Source organism: Halomonas sp. NPDC076908 (genome assembly GCF_050269715.1).
Lineage (GTDB): Bacteria > Pseudomonadota > Gammaproteobacteria > Pseudomonadales > Halomonadaceae > Vreelandella.
Genome location: NZ_JBNNIW010000031.1, coordinates 1 through 12,047, shown reverse-complemented (window position 1 = coordinate 12,047; position 12,047 = coordinate 1). Strand labels below are relative to the sequence as shown.

Below are 12,047 nucleotides of genomic sequence, written 5' to 3'. Positions count from 1 at the left end.
GAGTACGGATAATGGCAATCGTCAAGACCAAACCCACTTCCGCCGGTCGTCGCCACGTCGTCAAGATCGTTGGCGAGGAACTGTTCAAAGGCCGTGGTTATGCACCGCTTTTGGAAAAACAGTCCAAGTCCGGCGGCCGTAACAATTACGGTCGTATCACCACCCGCCATGTGGGCGGTGGTCATCGTCAACACTACCGGTTGATCGATTTTAAGCGCACCAAAGATGGCATTCCAGCCACCGTTGAGCGTCTTGAGCACGATCCGAACCGCAGTGCGCACATTGCACTGCTGAAGTATGCCGATGGTGAGCGTCGTTACATCATTGCACCGAAAGGTGTCAGCGCAGGTGACGTGCTGGAATCTGGTGTTAACGCGTCAATCAAGAAAGGCAATGCCTTGCCGCTGCGTAACGTCCCGTTGGGTTCTACGGTGCACTGCATCGAACTCAAGCCGGGCAAAGGTGCGCAGATTGCTCGCAGTGCCGGTACAAGCGCCCAGTTGGTTGCTCGTGAAGGTAACTATGCCACCCTGCGTCTCCGCTCCGGCGAAATGCGTAAAGTGTTGGCCGAGTGCCGCGCGACGTTGGGTGAAGTGAGCAACTCTGAGCACAGCCTGCGTCAACTTGGCAAGGCCGGTGCGAAGCGCTGGAGAGGCGTGCGTCCGACTGTTCGCGGTGTCGCGATGAACCCAGTCGATCACCCGCACGGTGGTGGCGAAGGCCGCACCAGTGGTGGTCGTCACCCGGTATCCCCATGGGGCGTGCCGACTAAGGGTCACAAGACGCGTAAGAACAAGCGCACCGACAAGCTGATCATTCGTCGTCGTAATAAGACGCGTTGATCTAAATTGCCAAGACATTAAGAGGTAACGGCTGTGCCACGTTCACTAAAGAAAGGTCCCTTCATTGACCTTCATCTTTTGAAGAAGGTAGAGGCTGCAGTGGAGAAGAACGATCGCAAACCGATCAAGACTTGGTCGCGTCGTTCTATGATCCTGCCCAATATGGTAGGCCTCACTATCGCGGTCCATAATGGTCGTCAACACGTCCCGGTGCACGTATCCGAGGAAATGGTTGGCCACAAATTGGGCGAATTCGCTGCTACTCGCACTTATCGCGGGCATGCGGCGGATAAGAAAGCCAAACGGTAAGCCAGAGAGGATTGAGAGATGGAAGTCACAGCTAAGCTGCTTGGCGCTCGTTTATCCGCCCAGAAGGCCCGTTTGGTGGCTGACCAGGTGCGCGGTAAACCTGTCGCCGAGGCACTCGACCTGCTGACCTTCTCACCGAAGAAGGCTGCCAAGCTGGTTAAGAAGGTGCTGCAATCCGCGATTGCGAATGCGGAAGAAAATAACGGCATGGATATTGACGAGCTGCGTGTCTCGACCATCTGCGTCGATGAGGGCATGACGCTCAAGCGTATCAAGCCGCGTGCCAAGGGGCGTGCGGATCGTATCTTGAAGCGCACGTGCCACATCACCGTCAAGGTAGCCGAGAAGTAGGAGTCGACCGATGGGTCAGAAAGTCAATCCAACAGGCATTCGACTGGGCATCGTCAAAGACCATGCTTCTGTCTGGTATGCTGAGCGCGGCGCTTACGCCGATAAGCTCAATAATGATCTCGAAGTGCGTAGCTTCTTGGAAGAGCGTCTTAAAAGCGCCTCCGTTAGCCGCATTCACATCGAGCGTCCGGCGAACAACGCCCGCATCACCATTCACACTGCCCGTCCGGGTATCGTGATTGGTAAAAAAGGTGAAGATGTCGACCGTTTGCGTCGCGATCTCACCCAGATGATGGGTGTCCCCGTGCATGTGAACATCGAAGAAGTTCGCAAGCCGGAGCTGGATGCCAAGCTAGTCGCTGCTAACGTAGCGGGTCAGCTTGAGCGTCGCGTCATGTTCCGTCGTGCTATGAAGCGCGCGGTACAGAACGCAATGCGTCTTGGCGCTGGTGGCATCAAGATTCAGCTGTCAGGTCGTCTTGGTGGCGCTGAAATCGCACGTACCGAATGGTACCGCGAAGGTCGCGTTCCGTTGCACACGTTGCGTGCGGATATCGACTACGCCACTTACGAAGCTCACACCACCTATGGCGTTATCGGCGTCAAAGTGTGGATCTTCAAGGGTGAAATCCTCGGTGGTATCGAGGAAGTACGTGCCAAGGCTAAGCAACAACAGCCTGCCGGCAACGCGCCCAAGAAGAAAGGTTCCAGGTAAGGGGAGAGCGAGTCGATGTTACAGCCCAAGCGTATGAAATTCCGCAAGATGATGAAAGGCCGCAACCGTGGCCTGGCGCATCGCGGAAGCAAGATCAGCTTCGGGGAATACGGCCTAAAAGCTACTGGTCGCGGCCGCATCACTGCGCGTCAGATCGAAGCAGGCCGTCGTGCGATCACACGTCACGTTAAACGTGGCGGTAAGATTTGGATCCGCGTCTTCCCTGATAAGCCGATCTCCAAGAAGCCGCTCGAAGTTCGTATGGGTAAAGGTAAAGGTTCAGTTGAGTACTGGGTTGCCCAGATCCAACCGGGTCGGGTCCTATATGAAATTGAAGGCGTGTCGGAAGAGCTCGCTCGTGAAGCGTTTGAGCTCGCCGCACAGAAAATGCCCTTATCCACCACCTTTGCGAAACGGACGGTGATGTGATGAAAGCCCAGGAAATTCGTGAAAAGTCCGCAGGAGAGCTCCAGGAGCAACTCCTCGAACTCCTCCGCGAGCAGTTTAACCTGCGCATGCAGAAGGCCACTGGCCAACTGAGCCAGACTCATCTGCTCAAGCAGGTCCGTCGGGATATCGCCCGCGTTAAGACTATGCTCAACGAGAAGGCAGGTGATTGAGATGGCCGAAGAGAAAACAACGCGTACGCTCACCGGTAAAGTGGTGAGCGATAAGATGGACAAGTCCATCGTCGTTATGATCGAGCGGCGCGAGCGTCACCCGATCTACGGAAAATACGTTAAGCGCTCCACCAAGCTGCACGCCCATGATGAGGCGAATCAGGCGAAGGCAGGCGATACGGTTTCCATTCAGGAGTGCCGTCCGCTTTCCAAGAAGAAAGCCTGGACGCTGGTCGAGGTGGTTGAACACGCCAAGGGTTAATCCCGAGGCTGTCCAATCAGTGCAGTCAGATTAGGTTTGGAGAAAACCGATGATTCAGACTCAGACAATGCTGGATGTCGCCGACAACAGCGGAGCGCGCCGGGTGCAATGCATCAAGGTGTTAGGCGGTTCACACCGTCGCTACGCTCGTATTGGTGATATCATCAAGGTCACGGTTAAGGAAGCGATTCCGCGTGGCAAGGTCAAAAAAGGCCAGGTGCTAAAAGCGGTCGTGGTCCGGACCCGTAGTGGCGTCCGTCGTCCCGACGGTTCGCTCATCCGTTTCGATGGAAATGCGGCAGTTTTGTTGAATAACACCAACGAACAGCCCATCGGTACCCGTATTTTTGGGCCGGTGACTCGTGAACTTCGTAATGAAAAGTTCATGAAGATCATTTCCCTAGCGCCTGAAGTGCTGTAAGGAGCGAGGCGGATATGCAAAAGATCAAACGTGACGATGAAGTCATCGTCATCGCCGGGAAGGATAAAGGCAAACGTGGCACTGTTAAGCGGGTATTAGAAAACCGCTTTTTGGTGTCCGGTGTGAACATGATTAAACGTCACACCAAGCCAAATCCCATGGCGGGTAATCAGGGCGGTATCGTCGAGCGTGAGGCTCCGATTCACGCGTCCAACGTAGCCATCTTCAATTCGGAGACCGGTAAGGCGGATCGCGTCGGCTTCCAAGTGAAGGAAGACGGTACCAAGGTACGTATCTACAAGTCGACGCAGACGCAGATCGACGCCTAACGCGAGTCGGGTAGCACAATGGCGAACTTGAAAGAACGTTATCAAAACGAAGTCATGGCTGAACTTAAAGAGCAGTTTAGCTATGCCAACGTTATGCAGGTACCCCGGATCACGAAAGTGACTCTGAATATGGGTGTCGGCGAAGCAGTCAACGATAAAAAGTTGATTGACAATGCCATCGGTGACTTAGAGAAACTCTCTGGTCAAAAACCGTTGGTGACCAAAGCACGTAAGTCCATCGCGGGCTTCAAGGTGCGCGAAGGTTGGCCAATCGGCATCAAGGTGACCCTACGCGCTGAGCGCATGTGGGACTTCTTGGACCGCTTGGTTTACATCGCGATTCCACGTGTGCGTGACTTCCGTGGTCTCAACCCGAAGTCCTTTGACGGTCGCGGCAATTACTCTATGGGTGTGCGTGAGCAGATCATCTTCCCGGAGATCGAGTATGATAAAATCGATCGCATCCGGGGGTTGGACGTCACTATCACTACGACCGCCAACACCGACGAGGAAGGTCGTGCGCTGTTAACCGCGCTGAACTTCCCGTTCAAGAAATAAGGTTGGGATCATGGCTAAGAAAAGTATGATAGAGCGTGAGCTGAAACGTACGCAGTTGGTGGCGAAGTATGCCACCAAGCGTACAGAGCTCAAGAAGATCATCTCAGACGTGAATACGACTGAAGAAGACCGCTTCGAGGCGACGCTGAAGCTGCAGCAACTGCCGCGCGACTCAAGCCCGGTACGTCAGCGTAACCGCTGCCGTATCACCGGTCGTCCGCACGGCTTTTACAACAAGTTCGGCCTCGGCCGTAACAAGCTGCGTGAAGCCGCGATGCGTGGCGACGTTCCTGGACTCAAAAAGTCCAGTTGGTAACGCCACGTAGAATCATCAGGAGCGCACATTAAATGAGCATGCAAGACACTCTGGCGGATATGTTTACCCGTATCCGCAATGCGCAGATGGCCACCAAGGAGACGGCAACCATGCCGTCCTCCAAGCTGAAAGTGCAAGTGGCCCGAGTGCTAAAGGAAGAAGGCTACATTACTGACTTTACAGTAGCAGAAGGCGTTAAGCCTGAGCTGACTGTGACTCTCAAGTACTTTGAGGGTAAGCCGGTAATTGAGCACATTCAGCGGGTTTCCAAGCCGTCCCTGCGCCGTTACATGGGTAAGGACAACCTGCCTAAGGTCGCCGATGGTCTCGGTATCGCGATTGTCACCACATCTAATGGTGTCATGACCGATCGTGCCGCGCGCCAAGCCGGTGTCGGTGGCGAAGTCATCTGCACCGTATTCTAGGAGGCTGGAATGTCCCGCATAGCGAAATATCCGGTTAAAGTGCCTGCCGGCGTTGACATTAAAATCAATGCTGACCAGCTGACCGCCAAAGGCGGCCAGGGCACGCTATCTTTGACCATCCACTCTGATGTAGTGGTTGCTCAAGAAGATGGCCAGCTGACCTTCGCCCCGAGCGAAACAGCCAAGAGCTGGGCCATGGCCGGTACTACCCGTGCCTTGGTTCAGAACCTGGTAACGGGCGTATCTGAGGGTTTCACAAAAACTCTCGAAATTGTTGGCGTCGGTTATCGTGCCCAAGCTAAGGGCCAGACGCTCAATCTTTCACTGGGCTTCTCGCACCCGGTCGACTACGAACTGCCTAAGGGTGTCTCAGCGGAAACGCCGAAGAACACCGTGATCGTGCTGAAAAGCGCGGACAAGCAGCAGCTCGGTCAGTGCGCCGCGGAAATCCGCGCTTTCCGTCCGCCCGAGCCGTATAAAGGCAAGGGTGTACGGTACGCCGACGAGCAGGTGCGTCGCAAAGAAGCCAAGAAGAAGTAAGGCAGGGTTATGAACGCGAAGAAAGAATCTCGTCTCCGTCGTGCCCGCCGCGCTCGCGCAAAGATCCGCGAGCTGGGCGTGTATCGCCTGTGCGTCAACCGTACCCCGCGTCACATCTATGCGCAGATTATCTCGCCGGATGGTGGCAAAGTGTTAGCCAGTGCTTCTACGCTGGACAAAGCACTGCGCGAGGGTGCGACCGGTAACTCAGAAGCTGCCTCTAAAGTAGGTGCCCTGATTGCCGAACGCGCTAAAGAAGCAGGCATCACCCAGGTGGCCTTCGACCGTGCTGGCTTTAAGTATCACGGCCGCGTCAAGGCTCTGGCCGACGCCGCACGTGAAGGCGGCCTGGAATTCTAAAGGGTTTTACGATGGCGAAGAACGAACAGCAAAGCGGTGATCTGCAAGAGAAGTTAGTGCAGGTCAACCGCGTCGCCAAGGTGGTCAAGGGTGGTCGTATTTTCGGCTTCACCGCACTGACCGTCGTTGGTGATGGTAAAGGTCGTGTCGGTTTTGGTCGTGGCAAAGCACGTGAAGTGCCTGTCGCGATCCAGAAAGCGATGGATCAAGCTCGTCGCAACATGGTCAAGGTGAACCTTGCTGGCCATACGCTGCAATACCCCATTAAAGCCCGTCACGGTGCTTCCAAGGTGTACATGCAGCCGGCTTCTGAAGGTACCGGTATCATCGCCGGTGGCGCCATGCGCTCTGTATTAGAGCTCGCTGGTGTCCACGACGTACTGGCCAAATGCTACGGTTCCACCAACCCGGTTAACGTGGTGCGGGCGACTGTCAAAGGTCTCTCTGCCATGCAAGCACCGGAAGACATCGCCGCTAAGCGCGGTCTGTCTGTCGAAGCGATCACGGGGTAAGACACCATGGCAGCAACGATCAAGTTTACTCAGATCCGCAGCACCATTGGCATTTTGCCTAAGCACAAGGCCACTATGAAAGGCCTGGGTCTGCGTCGCATCGGTCATACGGTTGAACTGGAAGACACCCCTGCCGTACGCGGCATGATCAACAAGGTTAACTACCTTGTGCGCGTTGAGGGAGAGTAATCCATGAAACTTAATACCTTAAGCCCGGCACCGGGCTCCAAACACGCTGCAAAGCGGGTTGGTCGTGGTATCGGCTCCGGTCTTGGTAAGACCGGTGGTCGTGGTCACAAAGGTCAGAAATCACGCAGTGGCGGCAGCGTCAAGCCTGGTTTCGAAGGCGGTCAGATGCCTTTGCAGCGTCGTTTGCCGAAGTTTGGCTTCACGTCCGCAAAATCGTTGGTATCTGAAGAAGTACGCCTGGCTGAGCTTTCCAAAGTAGCCGGTGGCGAAGTCACCATGGCCTCTTTGAAAGAAGCCAACGTGCTGAAGGACTCTACGCTACACGCGAAGATCATCCTTTCAGGCGAATTGAAAACAGCGGTTACCGTTCGCGGAATCAAGGTCACCAAAGGTGCCCGTGAAGCGATCGAAGCCGCTGGCGGCAAGGTAGAGGACTAAATGGCCAAGTCAGGAAAAATGCCGGCGATGGGCAGCGGTCTGAGTGAACTGTGGGCGCGTTTGCGCTTCGTGCTCCTCGCCATCGTGGTGTACCGTATTGGTGCCCACATTCCCGTTCCCGGTATCAATCCTGACCAGCTTGCTGCCTTGTTTAGGGAGCAACAGGGCACCATCTTGGGCATGTTTAACATGTTCTCGGGTGGCGCCCTGGAGCGTATGAGCGTCCTCGCCTTGGGCATTATGCCTTATATTTCGGCGTCGATTATCATGCAGCTCATGACTGCGGTCTCCCCTCATCTTGAACAGCTCAAGAAAGAGGGTGAGGCTGGCCGCCGCAAGATAAGTCAGTACACCCGCTACGGCACGGTGATACTGGCGTTTGTCCAGGCTACCGGCATGTCGGTCGGTCTGGCTAGCCAAGGCATCGCGTACAGCGCTGACTTTAGCTTCTATTTCACTGCTGTCGTCACGTTTGTGTCGGGTGCAGTGTTTATGATGTGGCTAGGTGAGCAGATTACCGAGAAGGGCATTGGCAACGGTATTTCGCTGCTGATTTTCGCCGGTATTGTCGCTGGATTGCCCAGTGCCGTGGGCCAAGCTTTCGAGCTTGCCCGTAATGAAGGGGCCTGGAATGTTCTGCCGCTGTTAGCGTTGTCAGTGTTAGGTATTGCGACTGTCGCTTTTGTTGTTTTCATTGAGCGCGGCCAACGTCGACTCAAAGTTAATTATCCACGGCGACAAGTGGGCAATAAGATGTATGCAGGGCAAAGTAGCTACCTGCCTTTGAAGGTCAATATGGCTGGTGTTATTCCAGCGATTTTTGCCTCCAGTATTCTACTCTTTCCGGCCTCTATTGGTCAGTGGGTAGGTGCCGGCGAAGGTATGGAGTGGTTGCAGCGTGCATCTCAGGCATTAGGCCCTGGTCAACCGCTTTACATCTTGCTTTTCGCGGCGGCAGTGGTATTCTTCTGCTTCTTTTACACAGCGCTGGTCTTCAACCCCAAGGATGTGGCTGACAATCTTAAAAAGTCAGGCGCTTTCCTGCCGGGCATTCGCCCCGGCGAGCAGACCGCTCGCTATATCGACAAGGTCATGACACGTCTGACCCTGTTCGGTGCCTTGTATATCACTGCGGTTTCCTTGATGCCCCAGTTCTTGATTGTGGCGTGGAACGTGCCGTTCTTTTTCGGCGGTACCTCGTTGTTAATCGTAGTCGTGGTCATCATGGACTTCATGGCCCAGGTGCAATCGCATCTCATGTCGCATCAGTATGACTCAGTGATGAAGAAGTCCAACCTGAAAGGCTACGGTAGCGGCGGCATTATGCGCTGAGGCACCGTACACCCCCTACAGATTAAAGTAGGGGACGCGCCGCGAGCCGGTTTTTGGAGAAAGATCGATGAAAGTTCGAGCTTCCGTAAAGAAAATGTGCCGTAACTGTAAGATCATTCGTCGCAATGGCGCTGTCCGCGTCATCTGCAGCGAACCGCGGCACAAACAGCGTCAGGGCTAATATCTCTGGGTTGTTTTAAGCTGGTGCCAGCGTACCCCTTGCCTTAGGGCATTTAAAGGGGTATGCTGTTGCGCCTTTTGTAGATGAATAAACGAGCAAGCCGCTCAAATTTCGGAGTAAGCTGATGGCCCGTATTGCAGGCGTCAATATCCCGGACAACAAGCATGCGGTGATCTCGCTGACCTATATCTTCGGGATTGGCCGTACGCGTGCTGAGCACATCTGTGCTACAGCCGGTATCGCGCCCACTGCCAAGATCCAGGATCTGTCTTCTGAAGAAGTCGACACCCTGCGTTCTGAAGTTGGCAAGTACACCGTAGAAGGCGACCTTCGTCGTGATGTTACGCTTAACATTAAGCGTCTCATGGACTTAGGCTGCTACCGTGGTCTGCGTCATCGCCGTAGTCTTCCGCTGCGTGGTCAGCGGACTAAGACTAACGCGCGCACCCGTAAGGGCCCGCGTAAGCCGATCCGCAAATAATACGCAGGCTCTTTAATAGAGAGCCGGTGTAACGACAGGAATAGACATCAACATGGCTAACCCGCGTAGTAACCGTAAAAAGGTTAAAAAGCAGGTAGTGGATGCAATTGCTCATATCCATGCCTCTTTTAACAACACGATCGTGACGATCACAGACCGCCAGGGCAATGCGCTTTCTTGGGCAACTGCCGGTGGTTCGGGTTTTCGTGGTTCTCGCAAGAGCACCCCGTTCGCTGCTCAAGTAGCAAGCGAACGTGCAGCAACTGCTGCAGCCGAGTATGGTGTGAAGAACGTCGACGTGCTGGTCAAAGGCCCCGGTCCTGGTCGTGAATCCGCCGTGCGTGCACTTAACGCCGCCGGCTTCCGCGTGCAAAGCATCACTGACGCGACGCCCATTCCTCACAATGGCTGCCGTCCGCCGAAGAAACGCCGCGTTTAAGGAGACAGATTCATGGCTCGTTATATTGGACCGAAGTGCAAATTATCTCGTCGTGAAGGTACCGACCTCTTTTTAAAGAGTGGCGTAACTCCTTTCGAGAAAAAGTGTAAATCCGAGCAAATCCCGGGTGTACACGGCCAGCGTCGTCAACGTCTTTCAGACTACGGCTTGCAGCTTCGCGAGAAGCAAAAAGTTCGTCGTATGTATGGCGTACTTGAAAAGCAGTTCCGCAACTACTACAAAGAAGCCGCTCGCCTGAAAGGCGCGACGGGTGAAGTATTGTTGCAGTTGCTCGAATCCCGACTGGATAACGTCGTCTACCGCATGGGCTTCGGCTCGACTCGCTCTGAAGCGCGTCAGCTGGTCAGCCACAAGGCGATTTCCGTGAATGGGCGCACCGTTAACGTGGCTTCCTATCAGGTTAAGCCGGGTGACGTTGTTTCCATTCGCGAAAAGGCGAAGAACCAAGCACGTATCCAAAGCGCGTTGTCCATTGCGGCCAACCGTGGCGATATCGTTTGGATCGAAATCGACGCCAAGAAGATGGAAGGCACTTTCAAGGCTCTGCCTGAACGCGGTGACCTGACTGCCGACATCAACGAAAACCTGATCGTCGAGCTGTACTCCAAGTAAGCAGAGTTGTTTAAGTAAGTATCTGCTTCTTGAAGCCCGGGTGGGTAGCGTAGCTCTCCACCCGGATCCTCTTGAGTACATGCTCTTGAGCTCATGCTCTTGAGACTGAGTATCCGTTTGGCAGCCTGAAAGGTGTTCATATGCAGCGTTCAGTGACAGAGTTTCTCCGTCCTCGCGACATCAAGGTCGAAGAAATCAGCGCACATCACGCCAAAATCGTGCTCGAACCATTTGAGCGTGGCTTTGGTCACACCCTGGGGAATGCACTGCGTCGCATTCTGCTTTCGTCTATGCCCGGCTGTGCCGTGGTAGAAGCTGAAATCACCGGTGTCGAGCATGAGTACAGTGCGCTCGAAGGGGTGCAGGAAGATGTCATTGAAATCCTCCTGAACTTGAAAGATGTTGCGATCAAGATGCACGGCCGCGATGAGGCGGTGCTCACGCTGAACAAGCAGGGCCCAGCCGTCGTCACTGCTGGCGACATTGCGCTTGATCATAGCGTCGAAATCGTCAACCCGGACCACGTCATTGCTCATGTCAATGAAGGTGCAGAGCTGAAAATTCAGCTTAAGGTTGCGTTGGGTCGTGGCTACGAACCGGCTGACGCGCGTGGCTCTGATGAAGAGACTCGTGCCATTGGCCGCCTGCAGCTGGATGCCACCTTCAGCCCTGTCCGCCGTGTTTCCTACTCGGTTGAAGCCGCTCGTGTAGAGCAGCGCACCGATCTCGATAAGCTAATTATCGATCTGGAAACCGACGGTACCTTGGATCCGGAAGAGGCTATCCGTCGCAGTGCGACCATCCTGCAAGAGCAGCTGGCCGCCTTCGTCGACCTGGAAGCTGATAAAGAACAGGAAGTCGAAGAGGAAGAGGATCATGTTGATCCAATTCTATTGCGCCCCGTAGACGATCTTGAGTTGACCGTTCGCAGCGCGAACTGCCTAAAAGCCGAGAATATTTACTATATCGGTGATCTTATCCAGCGCACTGAAGTTGAGCTGTTGAAGACACCTAATCTCGGTAAAAAGTCTTTGAATGAAATCAAAGATGTATTGGCGGCGCGTGGCTTGTCCCTCGGCATGCGGTTGGAAAATTGGCCACCCGCTAGCCTCAAGGACGACAAGGCCTCCGCGTGAGTGTCGACTTGAGTCCCAGTTTGGTAAGGAATTACAACCATGCGTCATCGTAAGAGTGGTCGTCATCTGAATCGCACCAGCTCGCATCGTCAGGCCATGTTTAAGAACATGTCTGTCTCGCTGGTCGAACATGAAGTCATTAAGACAACCCTGCCTAAGGCCAAGGAATTGCGTCGCGTTATCGAGCCGCTGATTACCTTAGCCAAGCAGGATAGCGTTGCAAATCGTCGTCTGGCATTTGCTCGTACGCGCTCTAAAGAAGCCGTCGGCAAACTGTTCAACGAGCTAGGTCCGCGTTACGCCGAGCGTCCGGGTGGCTACATCCGTATTCTTAAGTGCGGTTTCCGCACCGGCGACAATGCGCCCATGGCGTTTGTTGAGCTAGTTGACCGTCCCGTTGTTGAAGAAGCTGCAGCAGAAGAGTAATCCTCTGCCACTTGCTTTTTTTAATAGCGAATGAAAGCCGACCCCATTGTGGGTCGGTTTTTTTGTTTGCCCGGCGAAGCCGGCAACCCCGGTCATCTGAAAGATGGTGACGTCACCCCGACTGAGGGGAAGACAATCCGACTGGCAAGGGCGTCACTGGCTAACGGTGGGGTCTGAAGGAAGCCATAGGAGGTTAACGGTACACAACGCAAGTGAACCTGCTTCGGCAGCA

24 protein-coding genes are annotated in these 12,047 nt (G+C 54.5%); all 24 read left to right on the top strand.

All coding sequences use genetic code 11. The features are described from left to right. Positions 1-11: 11 nt before the first annotated feature. Entirely contained in the window at positions 12-842 is an 831-nt protein-coding gene (rplB, locus tag ACQKE4_RS15880) for a 50S ribosomal protein L2 (RefSeq protein ID WP_427389315.1), read from the top strand. Between the two features lie 33 nt (positions 843-875). Then, a complete protein-coding gene (rpsS, locus tag ACQKE4_RS15875) occupies positions 876-1,151 on the top strand; it encodes a 30S ribosomal protein S19 (RefSeq protein ID WP_009098993.1) in 276 nt (91 codons plus the stop codon). Between the two features lie 18 nt (positions 1,152-1,169). Next, a complete protein-coding gene (rplV, locus tag ACQKE4_RS15870) occupies positions 1,170-1,502 on the top strand; it encodes a 50S ribosomal protein L22 (protein ID WP_007112002.1) in 333 nt (110 codons plus the stop codon). Between the two features lie 10 nt (positions 1,503-1,512). After that, positions 1,513-2,217 (top strand): 30S ribosomal protein S3, encoded by a 705-nt coding sequence (gene rpsC / locus ACQKE4_RS15865; RefSeq protein WP_088702074.1) that lies wholly within the window; start codon positions 1,513-1,515, stop codon positions 2,215-2,217. Between the two features lie 15 nt (positions 2,218-2,232). Next, on the top strand, positions 2,233-2,646 hold the full coding sequence (gene rplP / locus ACQKE4_RS15860; RefSeq protein ID WP_007112000.1) for a 50S ribosomal protein L16: 414 nt from the start codon (positions 2,233-2,235) through the stop codon (positions 2,644-2,646). Then, entirely contained in the window at positions 2,646-2,837 is a 192-nt protein-coding gene (gene rpmC, locus ACQKE4_RS15855) for a 50S ribosomal protein L29 (protein WP_096276518.1), read from the top strand. Before rplP ends, rpmC begins: the two co-directional genes overlap by 1 nt. A gap of 1 nt (position 2,838) precedes the next feature. Beyond that, complete coding sequence (gene rpsQ, locus ACQKE4_RS15850) at positions 2,839-3,099, top strand: 30S ribosomal protein S17 (RefSeq protein ID WP_096276515.1); 261 nt, start codon at positions 2,839-2,841, stop codon at positions 3,097-3,099. A 49-nt stretch (positions 3,100-3,148) separates the two neighbouring features. Further along, complete coding sequence (gene rplN, locus ACQKE4_RS15845; protein WP_427389314.1) at positions 3,149-3,520, top strand: 50S ribosomal protein L14; 372 nt, start codon at positions 3,149-3,151, stop codon at positions 3,518-3,520. Between the two features lie 14 nt (positions 3,521-3,534). After that, positions 3,535-3,849 carry a 50S ribosomal protein L24 gene (gene rplX, locus ACQKE4_RS15840; RefSeq protein WP_007111996.1) on the top strand — a complete coding sequence of 105 codons (315 nt, stop codon included), beginning with the start codon at positions 3,535-3,537 and terminating at the stop codon, positions 3,847-3,849. 18 nt (positions 3,850-3,867) lie between these two features. Beyond that, positions 3,868-4,407: a 50S ribosomal protein L5 gene (gene rplE, locus ACQKE4_RS15835; RefSeq protein WP_427389313.1), complete on the top strand. Its 540-nt coding sequence runs from the start codon at positions 3,868-3,870 to the stop codon at positions 4,405-4,407. 10 nt (positions 4,408-4,417) lie between these two features. Further along, the gene (gene rpsN / locus ACQKE4_RS15830) at positions 4,418-4,723 is read left to right on the top strand and encodes a 30S ribosomal protein S14 (protein WP_427389312.1); all 306 of its coding nucleotides are present in this window, start codon (positions 4,418-4,420) and stop codon (positions 4,721-4,723) included. Positions 4,724-4,755: 32 nt separating this feature from the next. Next, positions 4,756-5,148 (top strand): 30S ribosomal protein S8, encoded by a 393-nt coding sequence (gene rpsH / locus ACQKE4_RS15825; RefSeq protein ID WP_240718650.1) that lies wholly within the window; start codon positions 4,756-4,758, stop codon positions 5,146-5,148. Positions 5,149-5,157: 9 nt separating this feature from the next. Next, positions 5,158-5,688 (top strand): 50S ribosomal protein L6, encoded by a 531-nt coding sequence (gene rplF, locus ACQKE4_RS15820; protein WP_427389311.1) that lies wholly within the window; start codon positions 5,158-5,160, stop codon positions 5,686-5,688. A gap of 9 nt (positions 5,689-5,697) precedes the next feature. Then, positions 5,698-6,048: a 50S ribosomal protein L18 gene (gene rplR / locus ACQKE4_RS15815; protein ID WP_018917724.1), complete on the top strand. Its 351-nt coding sequence runs from the start codon at positions 5,698-5,700 to the stop codon at positions 6,046-6,048. 11 nt (positions 6,049-6,059) lie between these two features. Beyond that, positions 6,060-6,560 (top strand): 30S ribosomal protein S5, encoded by a 501-nt coding sequence (gene rpsE / locus ACQKE4_RS15810; RefSeq protein WP_125744948.1) that lies wholly within the window; start codon positions 6,060-6,062, stop codon positions 6,558-6,560. Between the two features lie 6 nt (positions 6,561-6,566). Continuing rightward, positions 6,567-6,749 (top strand): 50S ribosomal protein L30, encoded by a 183-nt coding sequence (gene rpmD / locus ACQKE4_RS15805; RefSeq protein WP_427389310.1) that lies wholly within the window; start codon positions 6,567-6,569, stop codon positions 6,747-6,749. Between the two features lie 3 nt (positions 6,750-6,752). After that, positions 6,753-7,187 carry a 50S ribosomal protein L15 gene (rplO, locus tag ACQKE4_RS15800; protein ID WP_427389309.1) on the top strand — a complete coding sequence of 145 codons (435 nt, stop codon included), beginning with the start codon at positions 6,753-6,755 and terminating at the stop codon, positions 7,185-7,187. Beyond that, positions 7,188-8,519, top strand: coding sequence for a preprotein translocase subunit SecY (gene secY, locus ACQKE4_RS15795; protein WP_427389308.1), 1,332 nt, complete (start codon positions 7,188-7,190; stop codon positions 8,517-8,519). Between the two features lie 67 nt (positions 8,520-8,586). Continuing rightward, positions 8,587-8,700 carry a 50S ribosomal protein L36 gene (gene rpmJ, locus ACQKE4_RS15790; protein WP_008959154.1) on the top strand — a complete coding sequence of 38 codons (114 nt, stop codon included), beginning with the start codon at positions 8,587-8,589 and terminating at the stop codon, positions 8,698-8,700. 124 nt (positions 8,701-8,824) lie between these two features. Continuing rightward, complete coding sequence (rpsM, locus tag ACQKE4_RS15785) at positions 8,825-9,181, top strand: 30S ribosomal protein S13 (protein ID WP_290669934.1); 357 nt, start codon at positions 8,825-8,827, stop codon at positions 9,179-9,181. A 52-nt stretch (positions 9,182-9,233) separates the two neighbouring features. Continuing rightward, the gene (rpsK, locus tag ACQKE4_RS15780; protein ID WP_096276490.1) at positions 9,234-9,620 is read left to right on the top strand and encodes a 30S ribosomal protein S11; all 387 of its coding nucleotides are present in this window, start codon (positions 9,234-9,236) and stop codon (positions 9,618-9,620) included. A 12-nt stretch (positions 9,621-9,632) separates the two neighbouring features. Continuing rightward, positions 9,633-10,253 carry a 30S ribosomal protein S4 gene (gene rpsD / locus ACQKE4_RS15775; protein WP_096276488.1) on the top strand — a complete coding sequence of 207 codons (621 nt, stop codon included), beginning with the start codon at positions 9,633-9,635 and terminating at the stop codon, positions 10,251-10,253. A gap of 140 nt (positions 10,254-10,393) precedes the next feature. Beyond that, entirely contained in the window at positions 10,394-11,389 is a 996-nt protein-coding gene (locus ACQKE4_RS15770; RefSeq protein ID WP_427389307.1) for a DNA-directed RNA polymerase subunit alpha, read from the top strand. Between the two features lie 39 nt (positions 11,390-11,428). Next, complete coding sequence (rplQ, locus tag ACQKE4_RS15765; protein ID WP_290836884.1) at positions 11,429-11,815, top strand: 50S ribosomal protein L17; 387 nt, start codon at positions 11,429-11,431, stop codon at positions 11,813-11,815. The last annotated feature ends 232 nt before the right edge of the window (positions 11,816-12,047 follow it).

Excerpts from the sequence above, each read along its gene's own strand:
- rplB (WP_427389315.1), top strand. The coding sequence starts at position 12 with ATGGCAATCGTCAAGACCAAACCCACTTCCGCCGGTCGTCGCCACGTC.
- rplV (WP_007112002.1), top strand. The coding sequence starts at position 1,170 with ATGGAAGTCACAGCTAAGCTGCTTGGCGCTCGTTTATCCGCCCAGAAG.
- rpsC (WP_088702074.1), top strand. The coding sequence starts at position 1,513 with ATGGGTCAGAAAGTCAATCCAACAGGCATTCGACTGGGCATCGTCAAA.
- rplP (WP_007112000.1), top strand. The coding sequence starts at position 2,233 with ATGTTACAGCCCAAGCGTATGAAATTCCGCAAGATGATGAAAGGCCGC.
- rpmC (WP_096276518.1), top strand. The coding sequence starts at position 2,646 with ATGAAAGCCCAGGAAATTCGTGAAAAGTCCGCAGGAGAGCTCCAGGAG.
- rpsQ (WP_096276515.1), top strand. The coding sequence starts at position 2,839 with ATGGCCGAAGAGAAAACAACGCGTACGCTCACCGGTAAAGTGGTGAGC.
- rplN (WP_427389314.1), top strand. The coding sequence starts at position 3,149 with ATGATTCAGACTCAGACAATGCTGGATGTCGCCGACAACAGCGGAGCG.
- rplX (WP_007111996.1), top strand. The coding sequence starts at position 3,535 with ATGCAAAAGATCAAACGTGACGATGAAGTCATCGTCATCGCCGGGAAG.
- rplE (WP_427389313.1), top strand. The coding sequence starts at position 3,868 with ATGGCGAACTTGAAAGAACGTTATCAAAACGAAGTCATGGCTGAACTT.
- rpsN (WP_427389312.1), top strand. The coding sequence starts at position 4,418 with ATGGCTAAGAAAAGTATGATAGAGCGTGAGCTGAAACGTACGCAGTTG.
- rpsH (WP_240718650.1), top strand. The coding sequence starts at position 4,756 with ATGAGCATGCAAGACACTCTGGCGGATATGTTTACCCGTATCCGCAAT.
- rplF (WP_427389311.1), top strand. The coding sequence starts at position 5,158 with ATGTCCCGCATAGCGAAATATCCGGTTAAAGTGCCTGCCGGCGTTGAC.
- rplR (WP_018917724.1), top strand. The coding sequence starts at position 5,698 with ATGAACGCGAAGAAAGAATCTCGTCTCCGTCGTGCCCGCCGCGCTCGC.
- rpsE (WP_125744948.1), top strand. The coding sequence starts at position 6,060 with ATGGCGAAGAACGAACAGCAAAGCGGTGATCTGCAAGAGAAGTTAGTG.
- rpmD (WP_427389310.1), top strand. The coding sequence starts at position 6,567 with ATGGCAGCAACGATCAAGTTTACTCAGATCCGCAGCACCATTGGCATT.
- rplO (WP_427389309.1), top strand. The coding sequence starts at position 6,753 with ATGAAACTTAATACCTTAAGCCCGGCACCGGGCTCCAAACACGCTGCA.
- secY (WP_427389308.1), top strand. The coding sequence starts at position 7,188 with ATGGCCAAGTCAGGAAAAATGCCGGCGATGGGCAGCGGTCTGAGTGAA.
- rpmJ (WP_008959154.1), top strand. The coding sequence starts at position 8,587 with ATGAAAGTTCGAGCTTCCGTAAAGAAAATGTGCCGTAACTGTAAGATC.
- rpsM (WP_290669934.1), top strand. The coding sequence starts at position 8,825 with ATGGCCCGTATTGCAGGCGTCAATATCCCGGACAACAAGCATGCGGTG.
- rpsK (WP_096276490.1), top strand. The coding sequence starts at position 9,234 with ATGGCTAACCCGCGTAGTAACCGTAAAAAGGTTAAAAAGCAGGTAGTG.
- rpsD (WP_096276488.1), top strand. The coding sequence starts at position 9,633 with ATGGCTCGTTATATTGGACCGAAGTGCAAATTATCTCGTCGTGAAGGT.
- ACQKE4_RS15770 (WP_427389307.1), top strand. The coding sequence starts at position 10,394 with ATGCAGCGTTCAGTGACAGAGTTTCTCCGTCCTCGCGACATCAAGGTC.
- rplQ (WP_290836884.1), top strand. The coding sequence starts at position 11,429 with ATGCGTCATCGTAAGAGTGGTCGTCATCTGAATCGCACCAGCTCGCAT.